The sequence below is a fragment of the Aromatoleum anaerobium genome, from assembly GCF_012910705.2.
In the GTDB taxonomy this organism is placed as follows: Bacteria; Pseudomonadota; Gammaproteobacteria; order Burkholderiales; family Rhodocyclaceae; genus Aromatoleum; species Aromatoleum anaerobium.
The window spans coordinates 1,002,014-1,026,460 of the sequence record NZ_WTVG02000040.1 but is presented as its reverse complement, the minus strand read 5'-3'; the positions used below and the strand labels follow the sequence as shown (position 1 = coordinate 1,026,460).

Annotated in this window: 22 protein-coding genes; 4 read left to right on the top strand and 18 right to left on the bottom strand. The window is 62.9% G+C overall.

Going from position 1 to position 24,447, the window contains the following annotated elements; translation table 11 throughout:
- Nucleotides 1-13 precede the first annotated feature (13 nt).
- Nucleotides 14-910, bottom strand: coding sequence for a glycosyltransferase family 2 protein (locus tag GO606_RS20370; protein ID WP_169116663.1), 897 nt, complete (start codon nucleotides 908-910; stop codon nucleotides 14-16).
- Nucleotides 903-1,862, bottom strand: a complete 960-nt coding sequence (locus GO606_RS20365; protein WP_169116664.1) for a sulfotransferase family protein — start codon at nucleotides 1,860-1,862, stop codon at nucleotides 903-905. The genes GO606_RS20370 and GO606_RS20365 overlap by 8 nt, the downstream gene beginning before the upstream one ends.
- Before the next feature lie 167 nt (nucleotides 1,863-2,029).
- On the opposite strand from GO606_RS20365, the gene GO606_RS20360 reads away from it, so the two are divergent.
- A complete protein-coding gene (locus GO606_RS20360; RefSeq protein ID WP_169116665.1) occupies nucleotides 2,030-3,127 on the top strand; it encodes a glycosyltransferase family 4 protein in 1,098 nt (365 codons plus the stop codon).
- Nucleotides 3,128-3,169: 42 nt separating this feature from the next.
- Here GO606_RS20360 and GO606_RS20355 read toward each other — a convergent pair whose 3' ends face one another.
- From GO606_RS20355 to GO606_RS20290, 14 genes are all read right to left on the bottom strand, one after another.
- The gene (locus tag GO606_RS20355; RefSeq protein ID WP_169116666.1) at nucleotides 3,170-4,006 is read right to left on the bottom strand and encodes a TylF/MycF/NovP-related O-methyltransferase; all 837 of its coding nucleotides are present in this window, start codon (nucleotides 4,004-4,006) and stop codon (nucleotides 3,170-3,172) included.
- Complete coding sequence (locus tag GO606_RS20350) at nucleotides 3,960-4,886, bottom strand: glycosyltransferase family 2 protein (RefSeq protein ID WP_169116667.1); 927 nt, start codon at nucleotides 4,884-4,886, stop codon at nucleotides 3,960-3,962. The genes GO606_RS20355 and GO606_RS20350 overlap by 47 nt, the downstream gene beginning before the upstream one ends.
- Before the next feature lie 220 nt (nucleotides 4,887-5,106).
- Nucleotides 5,107-6,000, bottom strand: coding sequence for a sulfotransferase domain-containing protein (locus GO606_RS20345; RefSeq protein WP_169116668.1), 894 nt, complete (start codon nucleotides 5,998-6,000; stop codon nucleotides 5,107-5,109).
- 191 nt (nucleotides 6,001-6,191) lie between these two features.
- Complete coding sequence (locus tag GO606_RS20340; RefSeq protein ID WP_169116669.1) at nucleotides 6,192-7,145, bottom strand: glycosyltransferase family 2 protein; 954 nt, start codon at nucleotides 7,143-7,145, stop codon at nucleotides 6,192-6,194.
- Entirely contained in the window at nucleotides 7,142-7,951 is an 810-nt protein-coding gene (locus tag GO606_RS20335; protein WP_169116670.1) for a polysaccharide deacetylase family protein, read from the bottom strand. The genes GO606_RS20340 and GO606_RS20335 overlap by 4 nt, the downstream gene beginning before the upstream one ends.
- 88 nt (nucleotides 7,952-8,039) lie before the next feature.
- Complete coding sequence (locus GO606_RS20330) at nucleotides 8,040-9,107, bottom strand: hypothetical protein (protein ID WP_169116671.1); 1,068 nt, start codon at nucleotides 9,105-9,107, stop codon at nucleotides 8,040-8,042.
- The gene (locus tag GO606_RS20325) at nucleotides 9,107-10,750 is read right to left on the bottom strand and encodes an MBOAT family O-acyltransferase (RefSeq protein WP_246979799.1); all 1,644 of its coding nucleotides are present in this window, start codon (nucleotides 10,748-10,750) and stop codon (nucleotides 9,107-9,109) included. Before GO606_RS20325 ends, GO606_RS20330 begins: the two co-directional genes overlap by 1 nt.
- A gap of 44 nt (nucleotides 10,751-10,794) precedes the next feature.
- Nucleotides 10,795-11,658 carry a class I SAM-dependent methyltransferase gene (locus GO606_RS20320; protein ID WP_169116672.1) on the bottom strand — a complete coding sequence of 288 codons (864 nt, stop codon included), beginning with the start codon at nucleotides 11,656-11,658 and terminating at the stop codon, nucleotides 10,795-10,797.
- A gap of 162 nt (nucleotides 11,659-11,820) precedes the next feature.
- The gene (locus GO606_RS20315; RefSeq protein WP_169116673.1) at nucleotides 11,821-13,290 is read right to left on the bottom strand and encodes a lipopolysaccharide biosynthesis protein; all 1,470 of its coding nucleotides are present in this window, start codon (nucleotides 13,288-13,290) and stop codon (nucleotides 11,821-11,823) included.
- 66 nt (nucleotides 13,291-13,356) lie between these two features.
- On the bottom strand, nucleotides 13,357-14,547 hold the full coding sequence (locus GO606_RS20310) for a hypothetical protein (protein WP_169116674.1): 1,191 nt from the start codon (nucleotides 14,545-14,547) through the stop codon (nucleotides 13,357-13,359).
- Nucleotides 14,548-14,743: 196 nt separating this feature from the next.
- Complete coding sequence (locus GO606_RS20305; protein ID WP_211166426.1) at nucleotides 14,744-15,988, bottom strand: pyridoxal-dependent decarboxylase, exosortase A system-associated; 1,245 nt, start codon at nucleotides 15,986-15,988, stop codon at nucleotides 14,744-14,746.
- Nucleotides 15,989-16,047: 59 nt separating this feature from the next.
- Nucleotides 16,048-16,476 (bottom strand): HEPN domain-containing protein, encoded by a 429-nt coding sequence (locus tag GO606_RS20300; RefSeq protein ID WP_169116676.1) that lies wholly within the window; start codon nucleotides 16,474-16,476, stop codon nucleotides 16,048-16,050.
- Nucleotides 16,469-16,783: a nucleotidyltransferase domain-containing protein gene (locus tag GO606_RS20295; RefSeq protein WP_169116677.1), complete on the bottom strand. Its 315-nt coding sequence runs from the start codon at nucleotides 16,781-16,783 to the stop codon at nucleotides 16,469-16,471. The genes GO606_RS20300 and GO606_RS20295 overlap by 8 nt, the downstream gene beginning before the upstream one ends.
- 45 nt (nucleotides 16,784-16,828) lie before the next feature.
- A complete protein-coding gene (locus GO606_RS20290) occupies nucleotides 16,829-18,424 on the bottom strand; it encodes an acyl-CoA ligase (AMP-forming), exosortase A system-associated (protein ID WP_169116678.1) in 1,596 nt (531 codons plus the stop codon).
- 159 nt (nucleotides 18,425-18,583) lie between these two features.
- Between GO606_RS20290 and GO606_RS20285 the strand changes: the two genes are divergently transcribed.
- Nucleotides 18,584-18,913, top strand: a complete 330-nt coding sequence (locus GO606_RS20285; protein WP_169116702.1) for an acyl carrier protein — start codon at nucleotides 18,584-18,586, stop codon at nucleotides 18,911-18,913.
- Here the strand turns inward: GO606_RS20285 and GO606_RS20280 are convergent.
- Nucleotides 18,865-20,592, bottom strand: coding sequence for an SLC13 family permease (locus GO606_RS20280; RefSeq protein ID WP_169116679.1), 1,728 nt, complete (start codon nucleotides 20,590-20,592; stop codon nucleotides 18,865-18,867). The two genes, GO606_RS20285 and GO606_RS20280, sit on opposite strands and share 49 nt — an antisense overlap.
- Before the next feature lie 34 nt (nucleotides 20,593-20,626).
- Nucleotides 20,627-21,430 (bottom strand): 3'(2'),5'-bisphosphate nucleotidase CysQ, encoded by an 804-nt coding sequence (gene cysQ, locus GO606_RS20275; RefSeq protein ID WP_246979797.1) that lies wholly within the window; start codon nucleotides 21,428-21,430, stop codon nucleotides 20,627-20,629.
- Between the two features lie 117 nt (nucleotides 21,431-21,547).
- Between cysQ and cysD the strand changes: the two genes are divergently transcribed.
- Complete coding sequence (gene cysD / locus GO606_RS20270) at nucleotides 21,548-22,447, top strand: sulfate adenylyltransferase subunit CysD (protein WP_169116681.1); 900 nt, start codon at nucleotides 21,548-21,550, stop codon at nucleotides 22,445-22,447.
- The gene (gene cysN, locus GO606_RS20265; protein ID WP_169116682.1) at nucleotides 22,447-24,354 is read left to right on the top strand and encodes a sulfate adenylyltransferase subunit CysN; all 1,908 of its coding nucleotides are present in this window, start codon (nucleotides 22,447-22,449) and stop codon (nucleotides 24,352-24,354) included. Before cysD ends, cysN begins: the two co-directional genes overlap by 1 nt.
- The last annotated feature ends 93 nt before the right edge of the window (nucleotides 24,355-24,447 follow it).

The following is a 24,447-nucleotide window of genomic DNA, read 5'->3' as shown; positions in this document are numbered from 1 at the left end:
CAGTTCCTGGGGGTTAGACACGCTGCCCTCTCAGGACGGCGGCCATCAGGCCCAATGCCAGGCGGCCGCGGCCGAACGGGGACATGCACAACGCCGTGAGCAGATCTTTCATGGCCGCTCCATGTCGCCCCTCCCGGTACGCCCATTTGGCGTAGTCGCACAGCAATCCGGCGTAGGTCTTGCGCCAGAATGCGTGCCGCTTCCCGGGGGGGAGCAGATTTCGGTTCTTGCGCGTCATCTCCAGCGCACCGCGCCGCATTGCGTCCAGGCTACGACTTGCGCTTCCCGGCCGTCGCAGCACAACGACGAGCGGTTCGTCGATGCAGGCGAAATCGCCGCGACCGGCAAGGCGTATCCACAAATCGGTGTCCTCTGCGCCGGCGAGTGTTTCGTCGAACCCCCCGAGTTCCACGACCAGTTGCCGGTGCGCGACGACAGCCGAGGCACCGCCCGCGACCGCTGCGTGATTGGCGAAGACTTCGCTGATGCCCGCGCATGAGCCGCTGTGTCCACGCCATTCGCCGATCTTCAGGCCGGCGGGGTCTTCGAGCGTCGCGACGACGGCGCAAAATGCCAAGTCAGGATGTGCCTCGAGTAGCGCGACCTGTCGCGCGAGCTTTTCTGGTAGCCAGCAATCATCTGCATCGAGAAAGGCGACATAGCGACCTCGAGCTGTGCGGATGCCGGCATTTCGGGCGCTGCCCATGCCGCCGTTCTCCTTCGAGACTATTCGTAACACGTCCCCGTAACGTGACAGCATCTCGGCCGTTTCATCTGTGCTGCCGTCGTCAACGACGATCAGTTCAAAATCCCGGAAACTTTGTGTCAGAACGCTGCCGATCGCGCGAGTCAGGCACCAAGCTGCGTTGTAGGCCGGTATCACCACGCTGACCCTTGGAGTGTCAGTCATCGGGGTCGTACCCCATTTCACGCATCAGAGGCGCGATCAGTGGCAAGATCCGCTCGACCGCCGCGGGATTGTGCTCCTTCCACTTCTGCTTCATCGGCGTCCCTTTGACGATACTCGTCGGCCGCTCGGCAAGACTGGCACAGCGCATTTCCATGTGCGCGTCGAACGGTACTTCGAGGCGCTCGAAAGCTTCGCGAAACATCTCGACGGGGTGCTCGAAGATGTCTTCATAGCGCAGGCGTATCCACTGCTGAGCCGGAATCGTCCGTGCCGCATCGAGCGCAAGGCGGTTCGCCGTGAGCCATTGATATGCACACACTTCCTCGAGGCTCGCGCGGTTGTAGTCGCGCCAGCCCGGCGGAAGGAAGAAGTGCCATTCGCGAAACTCGCCAGCGTTGATCGCGACGGGTACCGGCGAGGGGCCGAAAAACTGATCCAGGCCAAAACCCCCGTCACTGCGGCCGAGGCGCCAGCCGTCGATCATCGAGCTGACGTTGTCGCGGCCGTCGCGCTGGATGAACACGAACTTCGCATGCGGGAACAGTGCATGCAGATACCCGACCCGCAGCGTATTGATGCAGGTCTTGTCGAGTACCGGCCCGGCGCCGAGCCGCGCATAGAAATGCGCGAGCGCGCGGTCGCGGTGCTCGGGGCGCGCGTCCTTCGCGTCGGCGGCCTCCGACTCCCAGCCGTTCGTCAGCGGGCCGTGCAGGGCGTTCCAGAACTGCGGGATCTCGTAATCGAAATGCAGGAAGTGGCCCGAGGCGGCGATCGTCTCGAAGGTCACCGTAGTTCCCGAGCGCGAGCAGCCGATGACAAAAACCGGGTCCGGCATCGCCGGACGGATCATCGACCAGGCGAGCTCCTTCGCGCGCCAGCCGAGCAGGCGCAGGTTCTTCTCGCGCACCTCGCGGTCGAGCAGTTTCGGCAGACTGGTCAGACTCGGCGGCATCGGGAACTCCTGGTTCAGTTTGGCGCGGGATCGTTACAGGTAAGCGTAAGTGTCAAACTCGAATAATCGCCTGCGTTGGCGCATAGAATGTTACACGAACGCCATCTGCTGCCTCCTGTGCTGTCATGTCCGTAACAACCTCTTTCAGACCCGGGGGTCATTTCGCGATGAATACCAGGCCCGTCATCTGCTTCATCACCGGCAGCCATGGAGACTGGGGCGGCGCGAGTCGCGTGCTGTACACCAACCTCCGACTGATTGACACGACTCGCCTTGAGCCGTTGCTGCTCCTCCCGGGTAATGGACCCATCGTCAACGAGCTGGAACAATGCGGCTTGCGCCACCTGGTCTGGGGCCAACTCACCGAGCCTGGCAATCCCCTCGCGTACCTGAGGGCATTTTTCCGGGCGCTGGCCTTTTTCCGCCGCGAGCGCGTTGCGGTGATCCACGTCAATCATTCGAACTTCTGGCGCCCGGCCGAGTTGCTCGCGGCCTGGGTGCTGCGCATTCCGATCGTCGCGCACTACCACGTCATCAATGCACGGCCGGGACCATTCATGCGGTTGTGCCGCGCGGCGGTCAGTGTGTCGCACTACACGGCGGACCACTCCCTGCCGGCGGGGCTTGAACGGCCGGTGATCTACAATCCGATCAACCTGGATCGCTTTGACGCGGGGCGCAGCTTGCGCGCAGAGCTCGGGCTGTCCAATGAGGTCGTCGTCGTGAGTTTTCTCGGCCAGATTCGCGAGGTCAAGGGTGTTCATGATTTCATCGCGATGGCCAAGCGCATCCTTACGCCGAATGCGCATTTCCTGATCGCCGGCGAGTGTCGCGACCCGAAGAAATTCGCCGGCTCGTACAGCCGGGAAGATCTGCGGGCGATGATCGGCGACGACGAGCGCATCGGTTATCTCGGTTATGTGGCGAGGGTCGAGGACGTCTACTGCACGTCCGATGTGATCGTGATGCCGTCGCGTTGGCAGGAACCGCTCGGGCTGATCAGTCTCGAAGCCGGGGCTTGCCGGAAGCCGGTGGTTGCGACGCGAGTCGGCGGCATTCCGGAAGCGGTGCACGACGGCGTCAACGGCTTCCTCGTCGAAGCCGGGGATGTCGCAGCGCTGGCGGAGCGGGTCGAATCGTTGATTGGCGACGCCGCGTTACGACAGAAAATGGGGGAAGCCGGCCGACGCCGTATTGAGGCCGAATTCACGACCTTGCCCGTGCGCCAGTTCGAGGACCTGCTGTTGAGATACTGCAGCGGCTGAGCGGTGCGGCAGCGACATGCCCCGCCCGCTTCAGTCCGAATTTCATTCCAGTGCATCCGCACTGCTCCGCAGCGCCATCGCGGACCCGTCAGCGGCCTTGCGCACATGGTATTTCCAGTGGCATTTCGGGTGCGCCTGGACGCTTTCGGGTTTGCCGGCGAAGAATTCGTCGATCGCCTTCGTTGCGCCGGGCCAGCGGTCATCATTGTATTCATCAAACATGATGACGCCACCGGGCCGCACCTTTTCGTACAGTTCTTCGAGAGACAGCTTGTAGGATTCGTACAGATCGCAATCGAGATGCAGCAGAGCGATCCTGCCGTCATAGCGGGGCAGGGTTTCGTGGAACCAGCCCTTCATCAGCCGGATGCGATTGCGGATGACTTCGTCGGAAAGGCGGCCGTCGCGCAGCACCTTCATTACAGTGTCTGGCGGATTCGCCCAGAAACCCCGCCCCTTGATCGGGGTTTTCTCGTCTTTTTCGACCGGATCGGGAAAGCCTTCGAACGAATCGAATCCATAATAGGTGCGATTGACGCCGATATATTCGCCGAGCAGGCTGAACAGCAAAGCGCCATGGCCGATCGATACACCACATTCGACGATGTCGCCTTCGACATCGCGGACCGATTCGAGCATCTCCTTGAAATACAGATAGCGGTCGAGCGCGCCGCGATAAACCCGCGGCAGGAACGGCGAGCGATTGTAGGCTGCCGGAATGCTTTCTTCGAGCGCATCAATTTTTTCGATCTTGTAGCCGAATCTGCGCAATACCTGTTTGACGTGGGATCTGAGCATTATCCGGACTCCTGCAGTCGTGGTCGTAGGGGGATCAGGGCTTGCCGCGCTGGCCGTAACCGACCAGGCAGCCGAGGGCATTCGTCGCGTTCATTGCCTGGCGCAGCGCGCCGGGACGCTGAGCCACCTGCATCCACAGTGCGTCGGCTGCCTGGCGCAGAAAGTGCGACGCAAGGAACGGCGGAATACCGAACACCGTGCGAGGATAGTCTGGCAGTTGATAGCGGCCGCGGCGCAATCCGGCGCGGTAATGCAGCTTGAGGAAATACCGGCGTGTGAGTTTCCATCGATCAACCGAATGGGTAATCGCCATATCGGGTCTGTAACGAATCTTGAAATCGAGTGCGAGCAGCGTACGAAACATAATCGCGTCTGATCCACCCCCAATGCCAATGCCTTCCCGGTTGTACCGGAGATCGAAGCGCAGCACAGAGTTCTCCCGAAATAGTTGCATCCTATAGGCGACATTACCGCTCCAGATGGGCGCATGGTCGCTCGTGATCCAGAATGGAGATGGACCGTGATAAAGAGCTCCGAGAAATCCGGATAGCTCATTATCAAGCCAAGAGGGGGGGGCGAACGGGGCGAAATCGATTGCGATAGGGCCCCCAACGCAGTCGGCCCCTTCATTCAGTATCGCGTCAGTAACAGCGTTCAATAGTCCGGGTTGGGGGAGCTCATCGTCATCAATGAATACCAAGATCGAACTGTCAATCGCCTCCCTGATTGCGCGATTTCGAGCCGGAACGATACCTTGGGTCGTCTCGGTTACCCAGCGCAGCGGCGGGCCGGGCTGGTTCGCGAGCCGGGCGAGCACCTCCGGCGTTGCATCGCTGCTGTTGTTATTGACGGCGAGAATCTCAAACGAAACCGGGCAGGCTTGCTCGCGCATCGCGCCGACGAGCTTGTCGAGGCGGTCGGCGCGGTTGAAGGTGCAGAAAGCGAATGTGAGTCGCTGCATGGTGGTTGCTCAGGCGGCGGGTTTGAATTATTGAGGTGCTCGTTGATTCAATGCACTGGACGATAAATGTTGCTTTGGATCGGAGGCAGCATGATATTGAAGGGAATCAATCAGTCAGGGGCATGGCCGCTCGAAGGAGCCCTCACTATTGTTGACCTTTCGCGCTTCGGTTTGGCATCGTGACGTAAAAATAATGAATGCGAATCGGTTATGTCGGATATTAATTAGCCCAGATGCCGAGATCCCTATCCAGGAATTGCATAAGTTGCGCATTAGGAGCTTTAAAATAATCGAGCAGCCTCGCTCGGGTGTCCGGATGCATTTTCGGTGGGATATATTCAAGTTCTATCTGCTTGCGCTGTGGCAAGTGCCTCAGCCACGAATAGATGCGATCCCGCACCGACAACGGCAGATGATCGGAAATGAACTGCCCACCGGGCAGGGCCTTGAGCGGTGCAGTGAGTCGTGAGCGAACCAGCCAAGTTTCCTTATTCTGGTTGACGTTTTCTTTAACTACACCTTCGTTCATGAAATCGAAACTCGGGTCTATCCCCAAAAAATCTGCCACATGGATCAATGACGTTCGTGGATCTCGGACGAAGTCCTCGAAAACGAGAAACAGCATCTGGTTGCAGGTAAATCGCGTCAGATACTGATTGATCTGTAACATGTAGTTACTGCTCTGGATGACACTGTCGTCTCCAGCGATGTGTTCTTCAAAAGTTTTATTAAACTTGTAGTCTGGGTCATCGGTCCGGATATTCTGAATCAGTTGTATGTAATGCGAGTAGGTACGGTCTACGGGATGGCGCAGGATGTAGATGAGCTTCGCATCCGGCGCCAGTTCCGCCATGCGTGCGACTGTGGCGGGGTATAGCGGCCAGTTGGTGTAGTTGGTCGAGGCTTCGCCACACAGCTGGTGCGGTTTGGCGTCGTTGAACAGGGAAAGGTACCAGATCTCACCTTTTCGGTATCGCTCGTCTCGCGCAAAATAGGTCGGTTCCTTTGGCTCTGACATGAAAATATTCGGGTGCCGCGCCAGATAATGATATAGCGAAGTGGTGCCGGCTTTGGCAGCGCCGATGATGATGAAATCTGGTTTCCTATTAGGCATGAAAGGTACTCGAGAGTTGGCTCATAAAAATCATTGGCGCAAAGCTTGGTGCTGATGCTACCACCGCTCTGAATCGCAAATTATTTGACCATTGACGCATAGACCTCTAAACATTCACTGTTTGACGATGAGATATTGACATGGTTTCTACTCCTGTCACTGTTCTACAACACTTCGACAACCCATCGTATTCAATCAGGGGTAGGTTTTGGGCTGGTCTGATCCTTATGATTGATTAGCCGGCGATGCCAGGATTCCGGCAGCAAGGCGGGAAGCATGTATTTCCATTCGCCCAGGCTGCCATAGCCCTCTTTCATCGCGGCGCGAAATATTTGACGGGCCGCCGGAAGATCGCTTTTCCAGTAGCACTCAAAGCCCCGCCGCAGCAATTCGCCGCCGGTCAGTTCGCGTACCCTGCGCGCGCCCAGGCCGGCCGCGACTGCCGGGTTGGCAGCCAGGAACTTCTGCTGTGCGCGCCAGTGATTGAGCGCGATCCGTGCGCGGTTCTTCGTGATCTGCTCGCCGCCATGGTGGTGATAGTAGGCCAGCACACGCGGTACCCGGATCAGGCGATGGACCGTCCCGAGGCGCAGCCACAGGTCATAGTCCATGCACGAACTGAGTTTTTCGTCGAAGCCTCCACTTGTGCGGATCGCGTCCGCCGACACCAGCGCCGCGTGGATGGGCCAGCGGCAGCCGCCGAGCAGCGCCTCGACCTTGTTGCCGTCCTCATAGTCGGGCGGCACGAACGGCACGTCGCGCCCGCCGCCGAGGCCGAGGTTCTGCCAGCCGCAATACGCAAGGACGGGGCCCGATGCGTCGTGCAGCGCGGCCTGCATGGATTCGAGGAATTCCGGATGCCAGGTATCGTCGGCGTCGAGAAACGCGACGTAGTCGCCGCGCGCCTCACGCAGCGCATGGTTGCGCGCGGCGGCAGCCCCGCTATTTGCCTGGCGGAATGGGTGGATGCGGCCATCCGAGCCGGCCAGCCGCTCCAGTTCGAGCCATGAATCGTCCGTGGAGCCGTCATCGACGACGACCAGTTCCCAGTCGCCGAGGGTTTGTGCGACCACGCTGCCGACACTGCGCGCGAGGTGTGGCGCGGCGTTGTAGCAGGGCATGACGATGGAAAGGAGGGGGTTCATCGCGGACTGCGGCGGAGCCACGCTAGCGCGCTTCGCAGCGTCTGGTTCGTAAGGCTTGTCCATGAAACATCGTTACTCCCGAAACAAAGCTTGCGGATCAGGCTCCCCACGGTGTCCGTATTGAACACCGTCAGGCGGCGCAGCAGGAACGGATTGCCGTCGCGCAGCGCCCAACCGGTGCGCGTCGTACAGGCGCTTTGATAGCCGGCCTCGCGAACCTCAGTCACGCAGGCGTCGTCCCATGCGCCGTAAGGATAGGCGAAGCTGCGTACCGTGCCACCCAGGACGTCCTCGATCTGGCGCCGGGAGCATTCGAGTTCGAAGCGTTGGCGATCTTCGTCGAGTTCGGTGAGGCGAACATGGTTGACCGTGTGCGAGCCGATCTCCATCCCCGCGGACCGCATCTCGCGCAATTCGACCGCGTTGAGCAGTCGACCCTCGGGGCGGCCCGTCGCCGGCCATGACGGAGCTTGCCCGATCGAGCCCGAGACAATAAACCAGGTCGCGCACATGCCGCGTTTCTCTAGTTCTGCGCATGCAGCAAGGTTGTTTGCGTAGCCGTCATCGAAGGTGATAGCCGCCGTACGCTGCGGCCAACTCGTCGGCGCCGCGAGCAGTTCGCTCATCGTCGGCGTGGCCCAGCCCTCGTTGGCGAGATAATCTAGTTGCCCCCGAAAGCGACGCCGCGAAACCGCCCACGGCCATTCCGGAGTGCCACCGCCGTCCGTGACGGAGTGGTACATCAGCATCACGGGACCATGCATACCGGCCGCGCGCTCGAAGAAACGGGACAACGGATCGATCATGGGACCATGCATTCCTGACACTTCCGGATCGGCACCGGAGACGGGTTCGCGACGCGGCAGCCTATGCGGTCGTTCACGGACGATATGGTCATTGCGATACCTTCAGCATCGCGTTGACAGTTTCGAATTCGGCCAGTGCGCTTCGGTATCGGTTTACGTAGCTTGCCCTGTCGACCTGGTTTACGTTGAGCCCCCATTCCGGCTCGTCCGCCGTCAGAATGACGTGCGCGATCCGGCGATTGACCGAAGGCGCATAGTGAGAACCGTCGTAAGTATTATCCGTGCGCCAAGTGACCGGTGACGGAATCGAGAAGTCCACGAAGACCGGAAAATTCCGGGCTGTAGCGTGAAGGGCGTCAAGATAACTCTCGAGCGTGCCATTTTGTTCCATCGCTCGAACATGCCAGGCGCTGATCGGTGGGACATACGCGATGCTCTGCGCGCCTGGAAAAACGGTCACCAGTTTTCCGAACAGGATTGCGTTGTCGGGGCTGTAACCCCGTTTGCGCCATGCTTCGGTGTCGACGCGGCGGAGACCCTCCGCGTCAAGGCTCCGCCGTGGGCGAAACACAGGAGCATCTGCGCGGATCACCGCGTCGAAGTTCCGGTCATAGTAGCGCGGACGCCCGGTGTCCCCCCGTAGCGTGCGCCATGACATCGAGAGGCTGTCGATAGACAGGTAGGTGCGCAGCAAAGCCGGCGCCGGTTGTTTGCGGATCACATAGTCTGGAATGCTTGGCGGGTCTCTATCATTCACCATGAAGTTGAATCCATCGACGCCGACGACGATCAGCTTGGGGCGCACTCCGAACTCACGGAGATACTCCGAGAACGCGATGAATTCCTCGATCAGGCCCCCGGAAAACGAGAGATTGAAACAGCGATAGGGTGCGAAAGCCGACCCTGGGAGCAGCGTCGTCCGCGAGCTTCCGAAAATCAGGCAGTCGTATTCCGAAGGCTCGCGCAACAGCCGGTTCAATTTGGCTTGGCGTTCGTCATATCCGAAATTCTTGCCGGTGATGAGGTTGCCCCGGTGATACCAGAGCGGGTCAATAATAATGTTTGCAGCGAGCACGAGCAGGCTCGACAGCCCCCATGCGAGAATCATACATATGACATAAATCATGTGGCGGCGGGAGTCGGTTTCGTATTTCATCAGAACTGAAAATACAGAAATTCACTGACGTGGGACATATTAAGCAGGGCCAGCGCGCCGAGGGTCCCGGTAGCAACCGCCCAGCCCGCATGAGGCGACCATGAAGGCAATCCTTGCGGGCTCGCGGGCCGCTCGAGGGTCGGGGCGAAGCGAGCCATGAATTCCTGGGTATTGGGCATGAACCACGCGATTGCGAGCAATGCCGCGATCCAGTATGGACCGGTGCCGGAAGGGTCGAACTGATTTACCGCTACACCAAGCGCCGGGTCGAACCCGAACCGTTCCAGCAGCGCGTTGGCGTACCAAGCCCCGGGCCAGTTGCTCGGGATCATCAAACCGTTCGCTCCCGCCATCGCCCCGATGACGGATAACGCCGCTCCGGCATCGCTGGCGCGGAAAAAAACCCAGCCAAGTACGACCGCCAGAAATGTCAGAAACCGGCCTACGAAGCGCTCGATGCTTCCCGCCGGGCGCGTGCCGAATACGACGAAGCGAAACCGCCGCCACGCGTGGTTGAGTACAAGATAGATGCCGTGTAGACCGCCCCAGATGACGAATGTCCACCCTGCGCCATGCCATAGCCCGCCGAGCAGCATCGTGATCATGAGATTGGCGTGGCGCATCACCGCACCCTTGCGGTTACCGCCGAGAGCGAAGTACAGATAGTCGCGCAGGAATCGTGACAGCGTCATGTGCCAGCGCCGCCAGAAGTCGATGATGCTGGTAGCTTTATACGGCGAATCGAAATTGAGCGGCAAACGGATTCCGAATATGCGCGACAGGCCGATGGCCATATCCGAGTAGCCGGAAAAGTCGAAATACAACTGCAGCGTATACGCGAGCGCACCGCACCAGGCTTCCAGCAATGTGATCGAAGCGCCGTTGGCGGCGGCGCTGAAAACCGGGGACGCGAACGGGGCAACGCCGTCGGCGAGGACCACTTTCTTGAATAGTCCGATCGCGAATACGGTCAGTCCGATGGAAAGGTTGTCCCATTGCAGACGATAGGTCCGATCCAGCGAGAACTGCGGCATCATCTCCTTGTGATGCAGCACTGGTCCTGCAATAAGGTGGGGAAAATACGTTACGAAGAGTCCGTAGTGGACGAAGTTGCTTTCCTTCACTTCGCCGCGATATGCATCGACGAGGAAGGCGATCTGTGTGAAGGTAAAAAACGAAATACCGAGGGGCAGGAGGATGGCTTCGGTGTGCCACGCTGTACCGAGAAGCTGATTCGCGTTACTGACGAAGAAATTCGCGTATTTGTAATACGCGAGCAGCGCGAGATCTGAAGAAACTCCGATCCATACAAGCAGTCTCCTCCGGACGTGGGCACCGCGTCTGTGCTCCCTCGAAATCGCGGTGCCGATCGCGAAGTTGAAAAATATCGAGCCGACCAGCAGGCCGACGTAAACCGGATTCCACCAGCCATAGAAGAACAGCGATGCCGCAAACAGCCAGAGCGCAGCAAGCGGGCGGCTGTATCGCGCAATCCAGAAGAACGCCGCGAACGCGATCGGCAGAAAAAAGAAGATGAACTCGTAAGAGTTAAATAACATCGCTATGAATCCCGCCGTGGTCGTGTCCCACTGCTTGAGAGTCCGCCGCTTGCCCCCGAACGCGGCTTCGTCGGGGCCTTGCATGCCTTTGCGGGACCGGTATCACCGTATCCGTCCGTCGCCGGAGATCAGGCTTTCCTGGTCAGCATGCACATCCCGTCGATCGTGTCGAACCAGCGAGATATCCATCCGGCCTCCTCGTCGGTCCAGGTCTCGACCATTCTCGATTCGGTCGCCCGGCTGGCGTCGTCGACGAATATCACTGCGTTGGCGGACAGGCGTTCGCGGAGCAGCGGAAACGCGGGATATCGGGCGTGCGCCGGGTTGGCCCGCATCTGGGGCGGACCATCGACCAGCAGCAGGTCGATCGGCCCCAACTCGTCGAGGCGGTGTGTCGGGATGTCGTACCAGTCGTAGCTCTGGTTGCCCAGCGTGACCGACTTCAGCGGCGCATCGACGACGGTGACGACATCGCCCAACCCGAGGAGATCGACGTAACGGCGGGTCTGGTCGGCCCACATCGGATCGTGATCGATCGACAGCAGCCGTCCGCGTCCGTTTTTTCGCAGGATCTGCCCAAGGATCAACGTCGAGGCGCCGGAGCCGAGTTCGAGGACGGCGGCCGGTTTGCGCTCCAGCGTTTCGCGCGCCAGCAAAGCCGCGGAATCGCCCGTCAAAGCCCATCCGCCGCCGACGGGCAGCGGAAGTTCAAGCGTGTAGGGGGCGAGGCGAACCAGCCCGTGTACGTCGCCGACGTCACGACGGATACGCTCGATCCGGTTGCGCAGTGTATGCGTCCGGTTGTCGACGAGGCCGGTGACAGCCTGCTTGGTGTTGTGGACGAGAGCGGCGGCGACGGCGCAGGTTGTGAGCACCGGCCACACCGCTTCGAAGGATGTGAGCCCGAGGGCCGCGCCGGCTGCGGTGATCGAGCCTCCCGCAGCGGCAGCGCCGACGCCGAGGAGCAGGCTGCGCGCAAGGTGTTGTTCCATCCCGTAATCCTCATCGATCGCGAATGACCGGTCTTCCCCGGCCTGAGCGTTCGTATGGCAGACACAAGCGCTCGCAGCCATCCGGCCACTGGCGCGACAGACCGGGTTACATCGATTCTTCACGAAGCGGCGAAAGATGCAATACCCGACTTGCGTGATTGATTATGGAACGGTGCTTGATACCAGTCGCAACTTCTGTTTCCAGCGGTGCTGCTCGGAGCCCAGTGACGCAATGGGCAAATAGAGAAAGCAGAGCGCGTAGGTGAGGGCGCCGGTCACCATCACGACTGCGAGATAGGCCGGATTGTTGTCGCGAACCGTGCCGGGCATGTAATGGTCGAGGACGAACAGGACGCTTGCGAGAATGGCGTTCAGCGTTGCGGCGGGGAGCATCGACACCGGCAACTGCTTCCACGTCGCGTTCAGACACTGCGAGGCGAGTCGGTACATGTGCAGGGCGTTGTAGATTGTCACGAGCACGAGTGCGCCGGCGATGCCGCGCAGTCCGTATCGCAGTCCGGCGAGGGTTGCGGCGACGGTCAGTGCGAGCACGATGAGCTGTACCACGAGTTCGCGGCCCAGCTGGTTGCGGGCCGCGAGGACGCAGCCGGACAGGTTGGCGATCGTCAGAAACGGCCCCGCGAGCGCGAGTATGGCGAGGGGGGCGGCAGCCTCGGCCCATTTCGCACCATAGAGCAGGGCAATCATCGGCTCGGCGGTCCAGTAAACGCCGACATAAAGTGGGGTGACGTATACGGCGACGAGGCTCAGGCTGCGGAAGAACAGATAGCGCGATTTGTCCCAATTGGCCTGCTCTTTCGCCAATGCCCTGAAAAGGACCTGATAGACGGGGCCGGTGATCATGCCGTGCGGCATTCGCGCGAGGCTGTCAGCCTTGTTGAACAGTCCGACCGGCGCGGCGCCCAGTGTCCTCCCGAGCAGGAAATTCGTCGCCTGGTTGCGCAGATAGGTCACGATGTCGTTGATGGAAACGAGGAGGCCATAACGTGCGACCTTCCTTCCGCGCCGGATGTCGAGGGAAAACCCCGGGCGCCATCCCGAGAGCCGGATCAGCATCGCCATGCTGCACATCGAACCGGCAAATCCGCCGATGATCAGGCTCCACACCCCTTGTTCCCGGTACGCCATGCCGATGCTGACCGTGCTGGACACCACCAGCGTCGTGATCCTCACGGCGGCTTGCGCCTTGTAGCGCATTTCCCGATGCAGGACGCTGCCAGGCAGGTTGACGAAGGGCCGGATGATGAAGGACAGCGCGGAGACGCGTAGCAGATTCGCGTACAGCGGCGTGTCGTACCAGCTCGCGAACCAGGGGGCGGCGAAATAGAAAACCGCGTAGATCGCGCAGCCGATCGCGAGCTGCAGGGTGAACACGATGTCGTAATCCTGTTTCGTCGCTTCGCTGGCGCGGACCAGTGCCTGGCCCATGCCGCCACCGGCGACGAAACCGGCCAGACCGGTGAATACCTGGATCGTGACCAGCATGCCGAAGTCCTCGGGCGTCAGCAGCCGCGCGAGGATGATCCCGAATGCGAAGGTCAGCACCTGGCTGCCGGTGTTGCCGACGAAGAGCCAGAGCGCCCCGCGCCGAATGCTGTCACCGAGGGACATGTGCGCTCCGTCCGATGCCGCCGATCGGTGCTCGCAGATCGTGCGCGGGCAGATCGCGGCCCGGCGTCATCGCTTCAGGCCGGCGAGATCGAGCTTCAGCGCCCACACCGTCGGCGCTTCGGAGGGGCCTCCGCTGACCAGCAGGAAGACCTTGTGGCGAGGGTCGTAGGCCATCATGAAATTCATTCCGAGCGCCGGCATGTCGGCGCCGGGCAGACGGAGGTAGCGGTTGGCGTCGGGGTCGTACACGAAAGTACTGTTCGATTTCGGCCGGCGCGCGCGTTCGCGGCCGTTCGGAAGCGACTCGAATTCCGTGTTCCCCGGCACCAGCAGGAAGACACCCTGATCGCGGTCGAAGGCGACCGGAAAATGCTGGGCTCGGGGGCAAGCGTCGCCGCCCGGCGTGCGCTTTTCCCAGCGGCCTTCTTCGCCGCGCCGCGCGCCAGGCTTGTAAATCCAGACGTCATTGGTGCTGCGGTAATCCCCGAACACGGCGAAGTTGCCGCGGCGGCTGTCGTACACCATGCTGTGATGCATCTGGTGGTGGTTTTCCCTGCTCACCTTCACCCACGCAGTTTCGGGGCCGTTCGTGGTTCCGCGTTGGGGCAGGAGTTCCCAAATCCCCCAGCGATAGGCAACGGCGACCCTGCGCCGCTCGTCATACGCCGCCGCGGCGCCGAAGAATTTTGGAGCTGCCTGATCGCTGTCCGGCAGCATCTGCCATTCGCGGCGAGTCTGACTATAGAACCACGAGGGGTGGATTTTTGCTGCCGGGGTCTTCTTGCCGATCGGGTTGTGCTCGGGGCGTGCGGCAACGATCAGGCCGTCGCGCTGCGGATCGTAGGCCACCCCGGCGAAGGTGTGCATCGCCCAGGGCAGGCGTCGTTGCCCGCCGGCAATCGCGCGCTCCTTGTCGTCGGCCCGATAGCTCGCCTGGGGCGCCTCGGGGTAATGCGTGACCCAGCGTGCCGTGACGGGGTCGAACTCATGCACCGTGTTGTCCCAGTCCAGGCCGTGCGTGTTCGATCCGAATATCAGCAGGGTGCCGCGCTTGCTGTCGTACGCCATGCCGGCGTGCGCCTGGCGCGACCATTCCTTGACGGCCGGCGTATGAAGCCGCACCCAGCGATTCGGGGAGATGTCGAGGAGCGCAGTGTTGAGGTCGGCGGCCTGCGCCCGCACGGACATGCCGAACGCGAGGGCGGCACAGGCGACGACGTGACAGGCTGGACGTACGGCATCGATGACGGTGCGCATCAGAAAGCCTCCCAATTCGGTTCGGGCAAACGGCAGCGCCAAGCATAGCAAAGCTTGCGTCATGGCCGTGCCGGAGATGTCCGGTTATTGGCCGGACGTCCGGAAGCATCCGTTTTGCACGCCGGAGTGCGCGAAGGCTTCCGGACGAGCGGAGTATGAATAGAAGATAGAAGACCGCGCCGGCGGGAGGTCTTGCTCAAACCAGCGCTTCGATCGCGGCGGGATGGCCCAGGAAGGCTTGCGGACTCGCGCTCGCGCCGTAGGCGCCGGACTGGAAGATCACGACGAGGTCACCCGGCCCGGCGTCGGGCAGCGCCATGCGATCGGCGAGCAGATCGAGCGGCGTGCACAGCGGGCCGACGACCGAGGTGGGCGTGGTGCCCGGCGCTTCGAGGCGATTGCCGATCGCGGCCGGATAGTTCTTGCGCAGCACCTGGCCGAAGTTGCCGGACGCGGACAGGTGATGGTGCAGTCCGCCGTCGCAGACGAGGAACACCTGACCGCGCGACACCTTGCGATCGATCACGCGGCAGACATAGATGCCGGCTTCGCCGACGAGAAAGCGTCCGAGTTCGATGACCAGCGCGGCGCCCGGCAGCCGGGTCGCCGCGGCAGTTGCGATCCCGGCGAGGTTCGCGCCGATCGGGGCGAGATCGAGGTGCGTCTCACCGGGGAAATACGGAATGCCGAAGCCGCCGCCGAGATTCAGCACGCGAACCGGAGCCGGGGCGGAATCGGCCAGGCGCAGCGCGAGCTCGAAGCTCTTCTGCTGCGCCTCGACGATCGCTTCGGCGCGAAGGTTCTGCGAGCCGGCGAAGAGATGGAAGCCCTCGAACGCGAGTCCCAGCCGGCCGACTTCGGCGAGCAGCGCAGGCACCTCCTCGGCGTCGACACCGAACGGCTTCGGTCCGCCGCCCATCTTCATGCCCGAACTCTTCAGCTCGAAATCCGGATTGACGCGCACGGCAACGCGCGCCGGCCAGCCGAGTCGCGTGGAGATTTCGGCAAGCGCGCGCGCCTCGCGGAAGGATTCGACGTTCAGCAGCACGCCGGCCGCGACCGCCTGGGCGAGCTCCGCGTCGCGCTTGCCGGGGCCGGCGAAGCTGATGTCGGCGGGCGCACAGCCGGCGTCGAGCGCGATCGCAAGCTCGCCCGCCGAGGCGACGTCCAGCCCGTCGACCAATCCGGCCATGTGTCCGACCAGCGCCGGCATCGGATTGGCCTTCACCGCATAGTGGAGCTGGATCGCCGCCGGCAGCGCCTGCCGCAGTTCGGCGACGCGGGCGGACAGCAGCGCGCGGTCGTAAGCGTAGAACGGGGTTTGCCCGACGCGCGCGGCGAGCCGCGTGAGCGGCACGCCGCCGACGACGAGTTCGCCGTTCTCGACCGGGAACTGGCTCATCGGGGCGTGCACAGGGGGAGTTCTTTGGGGGGCAGTCATGGAATTGTTCATGTGTTTGCCTGTTCCGGTCGGCACGTTGTGCCTTCCCCGTCACTGATTCAGGCGGTATTGGTGTTATCCGGGGAGTCCATGCGTGCGCCCATATGTTCCGCAATCACCCTGAACAACTCGCGCGCCATGTTCAGTGCGCGCCGAGCCTCATCCCGGGTCGGGTCCGGAACATCGCTTGGATAGCGGAACTCGGTTGCGAGCGGCGTCAGTTGCTCGGCGATGTCCTGTAGCATCAGCAGATCCGGGTCAATTCCGGCGGCGCGTTCTACCAGAACCCGCAGGTCATGAGTTTTCGGAATTGGTTGATCGCCGGTAGCAAGCACGGCTTTGAGCGCCTTTTCCGCGGCTTGTTGGCAATGATAGGAGGCCGTCGCTGGGTATGCGTCGTTTCCGCGCAACAGCTTCGCAGCTGCTCCCAGATCGTCGCGCGCGCGATTGAGCCAAAGCTGCGCCTCAATGAGCCCCGGCTCAGGCATGCAGCACTCGTCCTTCGTGGAGCGCGCGATACAGCAAGGAGCTTCGTGCCGGATTGACCCGCGAAATCTCCGCGCGCGTGCGCACCATCACGTCGCACGGGACCGGTATCCCGCGCAGCGCGCGATGAACGCGAGCGGCCCTGGCGTGCGCCGATTCGGCGGAATCGGGCACCACGACGAGCAGATCGAGGTCGCTGTCATCCGACGGATTACCCCATGCGTATGAGCCGAACAAAATGATCTTGTCCGGATGCAGTTGCGCGGTAATGCGCCGTGAAATCTCTTTCAGCATGTCTTCGCTGACCATGAAAGGCCTTTTCCTGTTTTTTCGGCGGTGGAAACGCACAATCAATTATGAATTATAGGCCGGGTATTCTGCTGCCAACCCCTTGCGGTCGATCTTGCCGTTCGGGTTGCGCGGCAGCGCGCCGTCGCGCAGTTCGATGCGGGCCGGCACCATGTAGGCCGGCATGCGCCGGCGGCACTCGGCGAGCAGCGCCGCGGTGTCGAGCGTGGTGCCGTGCGCCGGTGTCGCGACGACGCCGATCGTCTGGCCGAGCGTCGGGTGGGGCAGGCCGAAGGCGGCGCACTCGCCGACCAGCGCCGTCGAGTAAACGATCTCCTCGACTTCGGTCGGGCTGACGCGGTAGCCGGAGGTCTTGATCATCTCGTCGCGCCGGCCGATGAAGTACAGGAAACCTTCCTCGTCGCGGCGCACGGTGTCGCCGGAGAACACCGCGATTTCGGGAATCACCAGGCCGCCTTCGCGCCCCGCGACGCCCGCCGGCAACGGCCGGTAGCGTTCGGCCGTCTTTTCCGGATCGTTCCAGTAGCCCAGCGCGACCAGCGCGCCGCGCTGTACCAGTTCGCCGGGTTCGTTCGGTGCGCATTCGCTGCCGTCCTCGCGCAGCACGAGCACTTCGGTATTCGGGATCGCCTTGCCGATCGAGTCGGGGCGGCGCTCGGCCTCCTCGGGCGGCAGATAGGTTGCGCGGAACGCCTCGGTCAGGCCGTACATCAGGAAGGGGCGGGCGCGCGGCAGCTTTGCGCGCAGGGTCTTCAGCGTGTCGAGCGGCAGGCGGCCGCCGGTGTTCGCGATGTAGCGCAGATGCTCGCCGGTCGTTTCCGGCCAGTCGAGTCCGGCCAGCTGGATCCACAGCGGCGGCACCGCGGTCAGGCCGGTGACCCGTTCGCGCACGACCGCGTTCAGCACGTCGCGCGGCAGCAGGTAGTTGATCAGCACCGCGCGCGCGCCGGCGTGGAACGCGGTCGTGAGCTGCGAAAACCCGGCGTCGAAGGACAATGGCAGCGCAGCGAGCAGGGTGTCGCCGGCCTGATTGCCGAGGTACTGCGCGACGCTGCGTGCGCCAACGACGAGGTTGCGGTGCGACAGCACGACGCCTTTGGGCCGGCCGGTGCTGCCGGAAGTGTAGAGGATCGCGGCAATGTCGGTGTCGATGACGCGATGGCCGGCCCGTCGCGCAACGTCCTCGAGCTCGCTCCAGCGATGGGCACTGGCGCCGCTCACCGCGGGCAGTTCGGCGGGATCATCGACGATGACGACCTGGCGCAGGTCGTGACACTGCGCAAGCACCGCTTGCAGCAGCGCGAGCCGCTCGATGCTGGTGACCAGCACGCGGACGTTGCAGTCGCGCAGGATGTGGCCCACCTGGTCGGGCTTCAGCAATGGATTCAGCGGGACGAACGCCCCTCCGGCGGCAGCGCTGCCGAAGGCCGCGACGACGAATTCGATGCGCTTGTCCAGATAGACGCCGACTCGTTCCGCGCGCGCGAGGCCAAGCTCGACGAGGCCGGATGCGAACGCCCGGCAGCGTTCGTCGAGGTCGGCATAGGAGACGCTGCGCTTGCCGCTGGTCAAGGCGGGATCATCGCCGGCGCGTCCGGCCGAGGCGAAAATCAGCTCGTGAAGCAGGTGGGCGGAAGTCATCGTGCTCGGCGTCCGGTCGGCATCGGGGGTGTGGCGCGCGCCTGAAAGCAGCGGTTCGTGCTCGTCGCGGCCCGCAGGGATCGCACAGGGAACAGTGAGGCGGCAAGTATAATGCGCAGTTTAGCGCTGTCGACCGATCGCTCGGATCGCCGGCATGTAATGGCGCGCAAAGGAGTAAGTGCCTTGAATATCCAGGAAGAAGTCTTGTCGCTGCTCGATGAGGTGTTGAATCTCAATGGCCGCGGATTGCAGTTCGATGCCGAAACGCCCCTGCTGGGGAGTGTGCCGGAGCTCGATTCGATGGCGGTGCTCGCGGTGATTCACACGATCGAGGAACGTTTCGCGATCGAGGTGCCGGATGACGAGATCGACGGCAGTTCGTTTGCAACCGTCGGAACGGTGGTCGAGTTCGTGACCCGTCTGTCTGCCCGCCTGGAGGATCAGAACGGAAAGAACACCGGCACCAGCAGCAGCACGACGGCCGAATAGGTCAGGCTGACCGGCACGCCAGCCTTGAAGAAGTCGGTGATGCGGTAGCTTCCGGGCGACATCACCATCAGGTGCGTCTGATAGCCGAACGGAATCAGGAAACCGGCGCTGGCCCCGTAGGCCACCGCCATCACGAAGGGCATCGGGTCGACGCCGAAAGCGCGTGCGGTCGATATCGCGATCGGAAAGGCGAGTGCTGCGGCGGCGTTGTTCGTGATCACCTCGGTCAGTGCCAGCGTGATCAGATAGACGCCGATGAAGGCGCCGGTCACCCCGTAGCCGTCGAAGGCGCTGCGCATCGAATTGGCAACCAGTTGCGCGGCGCCGGAGGATTCCAGCGCGGTGGCGATCGTCAGCGCCGAGCCGATGATCAGCAGCAGTTCGAACGGAAACCGCCGGCGCATCTCGTCGATCGTCAGCATGCGGGTGGCGAGCAGCGCCGCGAGCAGCGCGAGCAGGCCATTGAGCAGCGGCCAGACGTCGAATGCCGACAGCGCGATCGCCAGTGCAAAGCCCGACAGCGCGATCCGGCTCTGATGGCTGGTGAGTTTTGGTCGCAGCAGGCCGCCATCGAGCAGGTGGAAGTTGCGGTCGATGTTGCGGTGCTGGGCGAAGTCGGCGCCGACGGCGAGCAGCAGGCAGTCGCCGACGCGCAGCGGGATGCGCCCGAGCTGGCCGGTCAGGCGTTTGTCGCCGCGGCGGATGCCGACGACGCCGGCGTCGAACTGCGAGCGGAAATCGACGTCGCGCAATGTGCGGTTCGGCAGCATCGACTCGTTCGAGATGACGACCTCGACAAGGTTCGAGCCGAGCAGCGTATCGGCGCGGGTGCCAAACACGTGCAGGCCGGAAAACTGCTGCAGCGCCTGGACTTTGCCGATCTCGCCGGTGAACACGAGGACGTCGCCTTCGCGCAATGTTTCATCCGGCCCGACCGGCGAAATCAGCCGGCCGTCGCGTTCGATCTCGAGCAGGAACAGCCCGTCGAGGCTGCGCAGGCGGTTCTGCTCGATGCTCTTGCCTGCCAACGGCGAGCCGGGGGTGACTTGTGCTTCGAGAAAATACGCCTGGCGGTTCTCCTTCGATGCCGTCTCATGGGCCGGCAACAGCCGCGAACCGAGCGCCATCACTGCGATGCAGGCGAGTGCGACAGGCACGCCGACGGCGGTGAACTGGAACATCCCGAGGGGCGGCAGACCGGCGCCGATGACGAACGAATTGATGACCAGGTTCGTCGAAGTGCCGACCAGTGTCGTGATGCCACCGAGAATCGCGGCGTACGACAGCGGAATCAGCAGTTTCGACGCGGGAAGATGGCGCTGCCGGGAGATCACGCCCAGCAGCGCGCCGACGACCGCGGTGTTGTTCAGGAAGGCCGACACCAGCGCGGTGACGACTGACAGCCGCAGGACCGCCATCGACGGCCGGCCCTTGAGGACTACGCCGGCAAAGCGGTCGAGCAGTGGCGATCGCTCGAGCGCGAGCGAAACCAGCAGCAGCACGATCAGTGTTACCAGCGCCGGGTTCGAATAACTCGTCAGCCACTTGCGCTCGTCGACGAGGCCCGCCAGATAGTAGCCGGCCGCCCACGCGGTGAACAGTACGGCGGGCGAGGTCCGTCCGCGTATCAGCAAGGCGAGCAGGACGACGATCGACAGCAGGACGACATAGGCAGTCATGCGGTATCCGCGCCGGGCGGGCGCAGCAGTGGGGTCAGACGGTTGGGTCGGCGAATCCGGAGGCGACGAAATGCGGATTGGCGAAGTCGGGTTTGCCGTAGTGCAGCGGGCGGCCGTCGATCTGGCTGACGCGGCCGCCCGCCGCCTCGAGCACGGCGTGACCGGCGGCGATGTCCCATTCCATCGTCCGCCCGAGCCGCGGATAGAGATCGGCTTCGCCGGCCGCGATGAGGCAGAGCTTCAGCGACGAGCCGGCGCTGGCGCGGCTCGCGACCTTGCGTCCGGCAAGGAACGCGTCGAGCGCCGCGGCGTCGCCGTGCGAGCGGCTGGCGACGACGGTGAGTCCCTCGTCCGGCGGCAGGCGGCAGCGGATCGGGCGGCGACCGCGATCGTCCTCGACGAAGGCGCCGGCGCCGACGGCCCCCGCGTAAAGCCGTCCGAGCGCCGGCGCCAGCACGACGCCGAGTACCGGCTGCCCGGCTTCGATCAGCGCGATGTTCACGGTGAATTCGCCGTTGCGCCGAATGAATTCCTTCGTCCCGTCGAGCGGATCGACGAGCCAGAAGCGCTCGCCGATTTCCGGGATGCAGCCGGCCGCGACCGCCTCCTCGGCGATCACCGGGATTTGCGGCGCGAGCGCCGCGAGGCCGGCGAGGATCACCGCCTCGGCCCGCTCGTCGGCTTCGGTGACCGGCGATGCATCGTCCTTGCCGCGGATCTCGAAGTCCGTCGCATAAACGGACATGATCACGTCGCCGGCGCGTCTCGCGAGCGGAACGAGCGTTTCGAGCAGCTTGCCGCGGGAATGGGAATCGGTCACAAAGGCGGAATCGGTCACAAAGGCACTCCGGACAGTTGCTAAACTCGGTACCACGGCCATTGTAGGCAGTTTTCATCGGGCCGGTTCGTGCCGCGGACGCGCAAAATGTAATCCTGCGTCATCAAGAGGACGACGATGTCACTTACCCATCTGCAGCGGCTCGAAGCCGAAAGCATCCACATCATGCGGGAGGTCGTCGCCGAGGTGGAAAACCCGGTGATGCTCTACTCGATCGGCAAGGACAGCGCGGTGATGCTGCATCTCGCGGTGAAGGCCTTCCATCCGGCAAAGCCACCGTTCCCGCTGCTGCACGTCGATACGCGCTGGAAATTCCGCGACATGTATGCGTTTCGCGACCGCATGGTCAGCCAACTCGGGCTCGACCTGATCGTCCATGTCAATCCCGAAGGCGTCGAGAAGGGCATCAACCCATTCACGCACGGCTCGGCGATCCACACCGACATCATGAAAACCGAGGGGCTCAAGCAGGCGCTCGACAAATACGGCTTCGACGCTGCGTTCGGCGGCGCACGGCGCGACGAGGAGAAATCCCGCGCCAAGGAGCGCATCTTCTCGTTCCGCACCGTGCAGCACCGCTGGGACCCGAAGAACCAGCGCCCGGAGCTGTGGAAGCTCTACAACGCCAGGAAGCACAAGGGCGAGTCGATGCGGGTGTTTCCGCTGTCGAACTGGACCGAGCTCGACATCTGGCAGTACATCCATCTCGAGCGCGTGCCGATCGTGCCGCTGTACTACGCGGCCGAGCGGCCGGTGGTGATGCGCGACGGTGCATTGATCATGGTCGACGACGAGCGCATGCCGCTCAAACCCGGCGAGGTGCCGATGATGAAGAAGGTGCGCTTTCGCACGCTCGGCTGCTATCCGCTGACGGGCGCGGTCGAGTCCGACGCCGACACCCTGCCGGCGATCATCCAGGAAATGCTGCTGACCAAAACGTCCGAGCGCCAGGGCCGGGTCATCGACCACGATTCGGCCGCGTCGATGGAAAAGAAGAAGCAGGAGGGGTACTTCTGATGTCTCATAGCTCCGATCTCATCGCCACCGACATCGAGCAATACCTGCGGGCACATGAGAAGAAAAGCCTGCTGCGCTTCATCACCTGCGGCAGCGTCGATGACGGCAAGAGCACCTTGATCGGCCGCCTGCTGTTTGAATCGAAAATGCTGTTCGAGGATCAGCTCGCGGCGATCGAGGCCGATTCGAAGAAATACGGCACGCAGGGCGAGGCGCTCGATTTCGCGCTGCTCGTCGACGGGCTCGCGGCGGAGCGCGAGCAGGGCATCACGATCGACGTCGCCTACCGTTTCTTCTCGACCGACAAGCGCAAGTTCATCGTCGCCGACACGCCCGGGCACGAGCAATACACGCGCAACATGGTGACCGGCGCCTCGACCGCCGACGCCGCCGTGCTGATGGTCGATGCGCGCCGCGGCGTGCTGACGCAGACGCGCCGGCACAGCTACCTCGTGTCGCTGCTCGGCATCCGCCACATCATCGTTGCGATCAACAAGATGGATCTCGTCGATTATTCCGAGGCCGTCTTCCATCGTATCGTCGAGAATTACCGCGCATTTGCCGAGCAAATCGGGCTGAAGAACGTGACCTTCGTCCCGATGTCGGCTTTCAGGGGCGACAACATCACCGCGCCGAGCGAGCACATGCCGTGGCACCACGGCACGACGCTGATGGGTTATCTCGAAACCGTCGAAATCGACGAGAACCGCCTGCAAAAGCAGCCTTTCCGGCTGCCGGTGCAGTGGGTGAGCCGGCCGAGCCTCGATTTCCGCGGTTTCGCCGGCACGATCGCCGGTGGCATCGTCAAGCCGGGTGACCGCATCCGCGTGCAGCCGTCCGGCAAGGAGAGCACGGTCGCGCGCATCGTCACGCGCGACGGCGATCTCGACTGCGCGGTCGCCGGCCAGTCGATCACGCTGACGCTCGCGGACGAGATCGACATCTCCCGCGGCGACGTGATTTCGGCCGCCGCCGCGCCCGCCGGATCGGCCGACCAGTTCGAAGCCACGCTGGTGTGGATGCGCGACGAACCGTTGCTGCCCGGTCGGCCATATCTGATGAAAATCGGTGCGAAGACCGTCACCGCGGCAGTGACACACATCAAGTACCAGGTGAACGTCAACACGCTCGAGCACATCGCCGCGAGGACGCTCGAGCTGAATGCAATCGGCGTCTGCAACCTCAGTCTCGACCGCCTGGTCGCGTTCGACCCCTATGCCGAAAACCGCGACACCGGCGGCTTCATCCTCATCGATCGCCTCAGCAACGACACGGTCGGCGCCGGCCTGCTGCACTTCGCGCTGCGCCGCAGCCAGAACATCCACATGCAGCACGTCGACGTCAACCGCGCGGCGCGGGCCCGCCTGAAGCACCAGAGGCCGTGCGTGCTGTGGTTCACCGGCCTGTCGGGCGCGGGCAAGTCGACGATCGCGAACCTCGTCGAGAAGAAGCTGCATGCGCTCGGCCGCCACACCTACCTTCTCGACGGCGACAACGTGCGGCACGGGCTGAACAAGGATCTGGGCTTCACCGACGCGGACCGGGTCGAGAACATCCGGCGCGTCGGTGAAGTCGCGCGGCTGATGGTCGATGCAGGGCTGATCGTCATCACCGCGTTCATCTCGCCGTTCCGCGCCGAGCGGCAGATGGCGCGCGCGCTGCTCAAGGAGGGCGAGTTCCTTGAGGTGTTCATCGACACGCCGCTCGATGTTGCCGAGCAGCGCGACGTGAAAGGCCTCTACAAGAAGGCAAGGCGCGGCGAACTGAAGAACTTCACTGGCATCGACTCGCCGTATGAAGCGCCGGAGAACCCGGAGATCCGTATCGACACGACGCGCCTTGGCCCGGACGATGCGGCCGAGTATCTGGTGCTCGAGCTGCAGCGGCGTGGAGCGCTGTCGGCGTGACGGGTGCGAACAGGCGACATGGAGCATGTCAAGCGCAAGACGGGCTCGGCGCAGCAGCGGGGGGCGACGTCTATCCGGCTCATGGCAGCTTCT

What these genes read in the sequence shown, in the direction of transcription:
- GO606_RS20370 (WP_169116663.1), bottom strand. Translation starts at nt 910, where the DNA reads ATGACTGACACTCCAAGGGTCAGCGTGGTGATACCGGCCTACAACGCA.
- GO606_RS20365 (WP_169116664.1), bottom strand. Translation starts at nt 1,862, where the DNA reads ATGCCGCCGAGTCTGACCAGTCTGCCGAAACTGCTCGACCGCGAGGTG.
- GO606_RS20360 (WP_169116665.1), top strand. Translation starts at nt 2,030, where the DNA reads ATGAATACCAGGCCCGTCATCTGCTTCATCACCGGCAGCCATGGAGAC.
- GO606_RS20355 (WP_169116666.1), bottom strand. Translation starts at nt 4,006, where the DNA reads ATGCCCTCGGCTGCCTGGTCGGTTACGGCCAGCGCGGCAAGCCCTGAT.
- GO606_RS20350 (WP_169116667.1), bottom strand. Translation starts at nt 4,886, where the DNA reads ATGCAGCGACTCACATTCGCTTTCTGCACCTTCAACCGCGCCGACCGC.
- GO606_RS20345 (WP_169116668.1), bottom strand. Translation starts at nt 6,000, where the DNA reads ATGCCTAATAGGAAACCAGATTTCATCATCATCGGCGCTGCCAAAGCC.
- GO606_RS20340 (WP_169116669.1), bottom strand. Translation starts at nt 7,145, where the DNA reads ATGAACCCCCTCCTTTCCATCGTCATGCCCTGCTACAACGCCGCGCCA.
- GO606_RS20335 (WP_169116670.1), bottom strand. Translation starts at nt 7,951, where the DNA reads ATGATCGATCCGTTGTCCCGTTTCTTCGAGCGCGCGGCCGGTATGCAT.
- GO606_RS20330 (WP_169116671.1), bottom strand. Translation starts at nt 9,107, where the DNA reads ATGAAATACGAAACCGACTCCCGCCGCCACATGATTTATGTCATATGT.
- GO606_RS20325 (WP_246979799.1), bottom strand. Translation starts at nt 10,750, where the DNA reads ATGCAAGGCCCCGACGAAGCCGCGTTCGGGGGCAAGCGGCGGACTCTC.
- GO606_RS20320 (WP_169116672.1), bottom strand. Translation starts at nt 11,658, where the DNA reads ATGGAACAACACCTTGCGCGCAGCCTGCTCCTCGGCGTCGGCGCTGCC.
- GO606_RS20315 (WP_169116673.1), bottom strand. Translation starts at nt 13,290, where the DNA reads ATGTCCCTCGGTGACAGCATTCGGCGCGGGGCGCTCTGGCTCTTCGTC.
- GO606_RS20310 (WP_169116674.1), bottom strand. Translation starts at nt 14,547, where the DNA reads ATGCGCACCGTCATCGATGCCGTACGTCCAGCCTGTCACGTCGTCGCC.
- GO606_RS20305 (WP_211166426.1), bottom strand. Translation starts at nt 15,988, where the DNA reads ATGACTGCCCCCCAAAGAACTCCCCCTGTGCACGCCCCGATGAGCCAG.
- GO606_RS20300 (WP_169116676.1), bottom strand. Translation starts at nt 16,476, where the DNA reads ATGCCTGAGCCGGGGCTCATTGAGGCGCAGCTTTGGCTCAATCGCGCG.
- GO606_RS20295 (WP_169116677.1), bottom strand. Translation starts at nt 16,783, where the DNA reads ATGGTCAGCGAAGACATGCTGAAAGAGATTTCACGGCGCATTACCGCG.
- GO606_RS20290 (WP_169116678.1), bottom strand. Translation starts at nt 18,424, where the DNA reads ATGACTTCCGCCCACCTGCTTCACGAGCTGATTTTCGCCTCGGCCGGA.
- GO606_RS20285 (WP_169116702.1), top strand. Translation starts at nt 18,584, where the DNA reads ATGGCGCGCAAAGGAGTAAGTGCCTTGAATATCCAGGAAGAAGTCTTG.
- GO606_RS20280 (WP_169116679.1), bottom strand. Translation starts at nt 20,592, where the DNA reads ATGACTGCCTATGTCGTCCTGCTGTCGATCGTCGTCCTGCTCGCCTTG.
- cysD (WP_169116681.1), top strand. Translation starts at nt 21,548, where the DNA reads ATGTCACTTACCCATCTGCAGCGGCTCGAAGCCGAAAGCATCCACATC.
- cysN (WP_169116682.1), top strand. Translation starts at nt 22,447, where the DNA reads ATGTCTCATAGCTCCGATCTCATCGCCACCGACATCGAGCAATACCTG.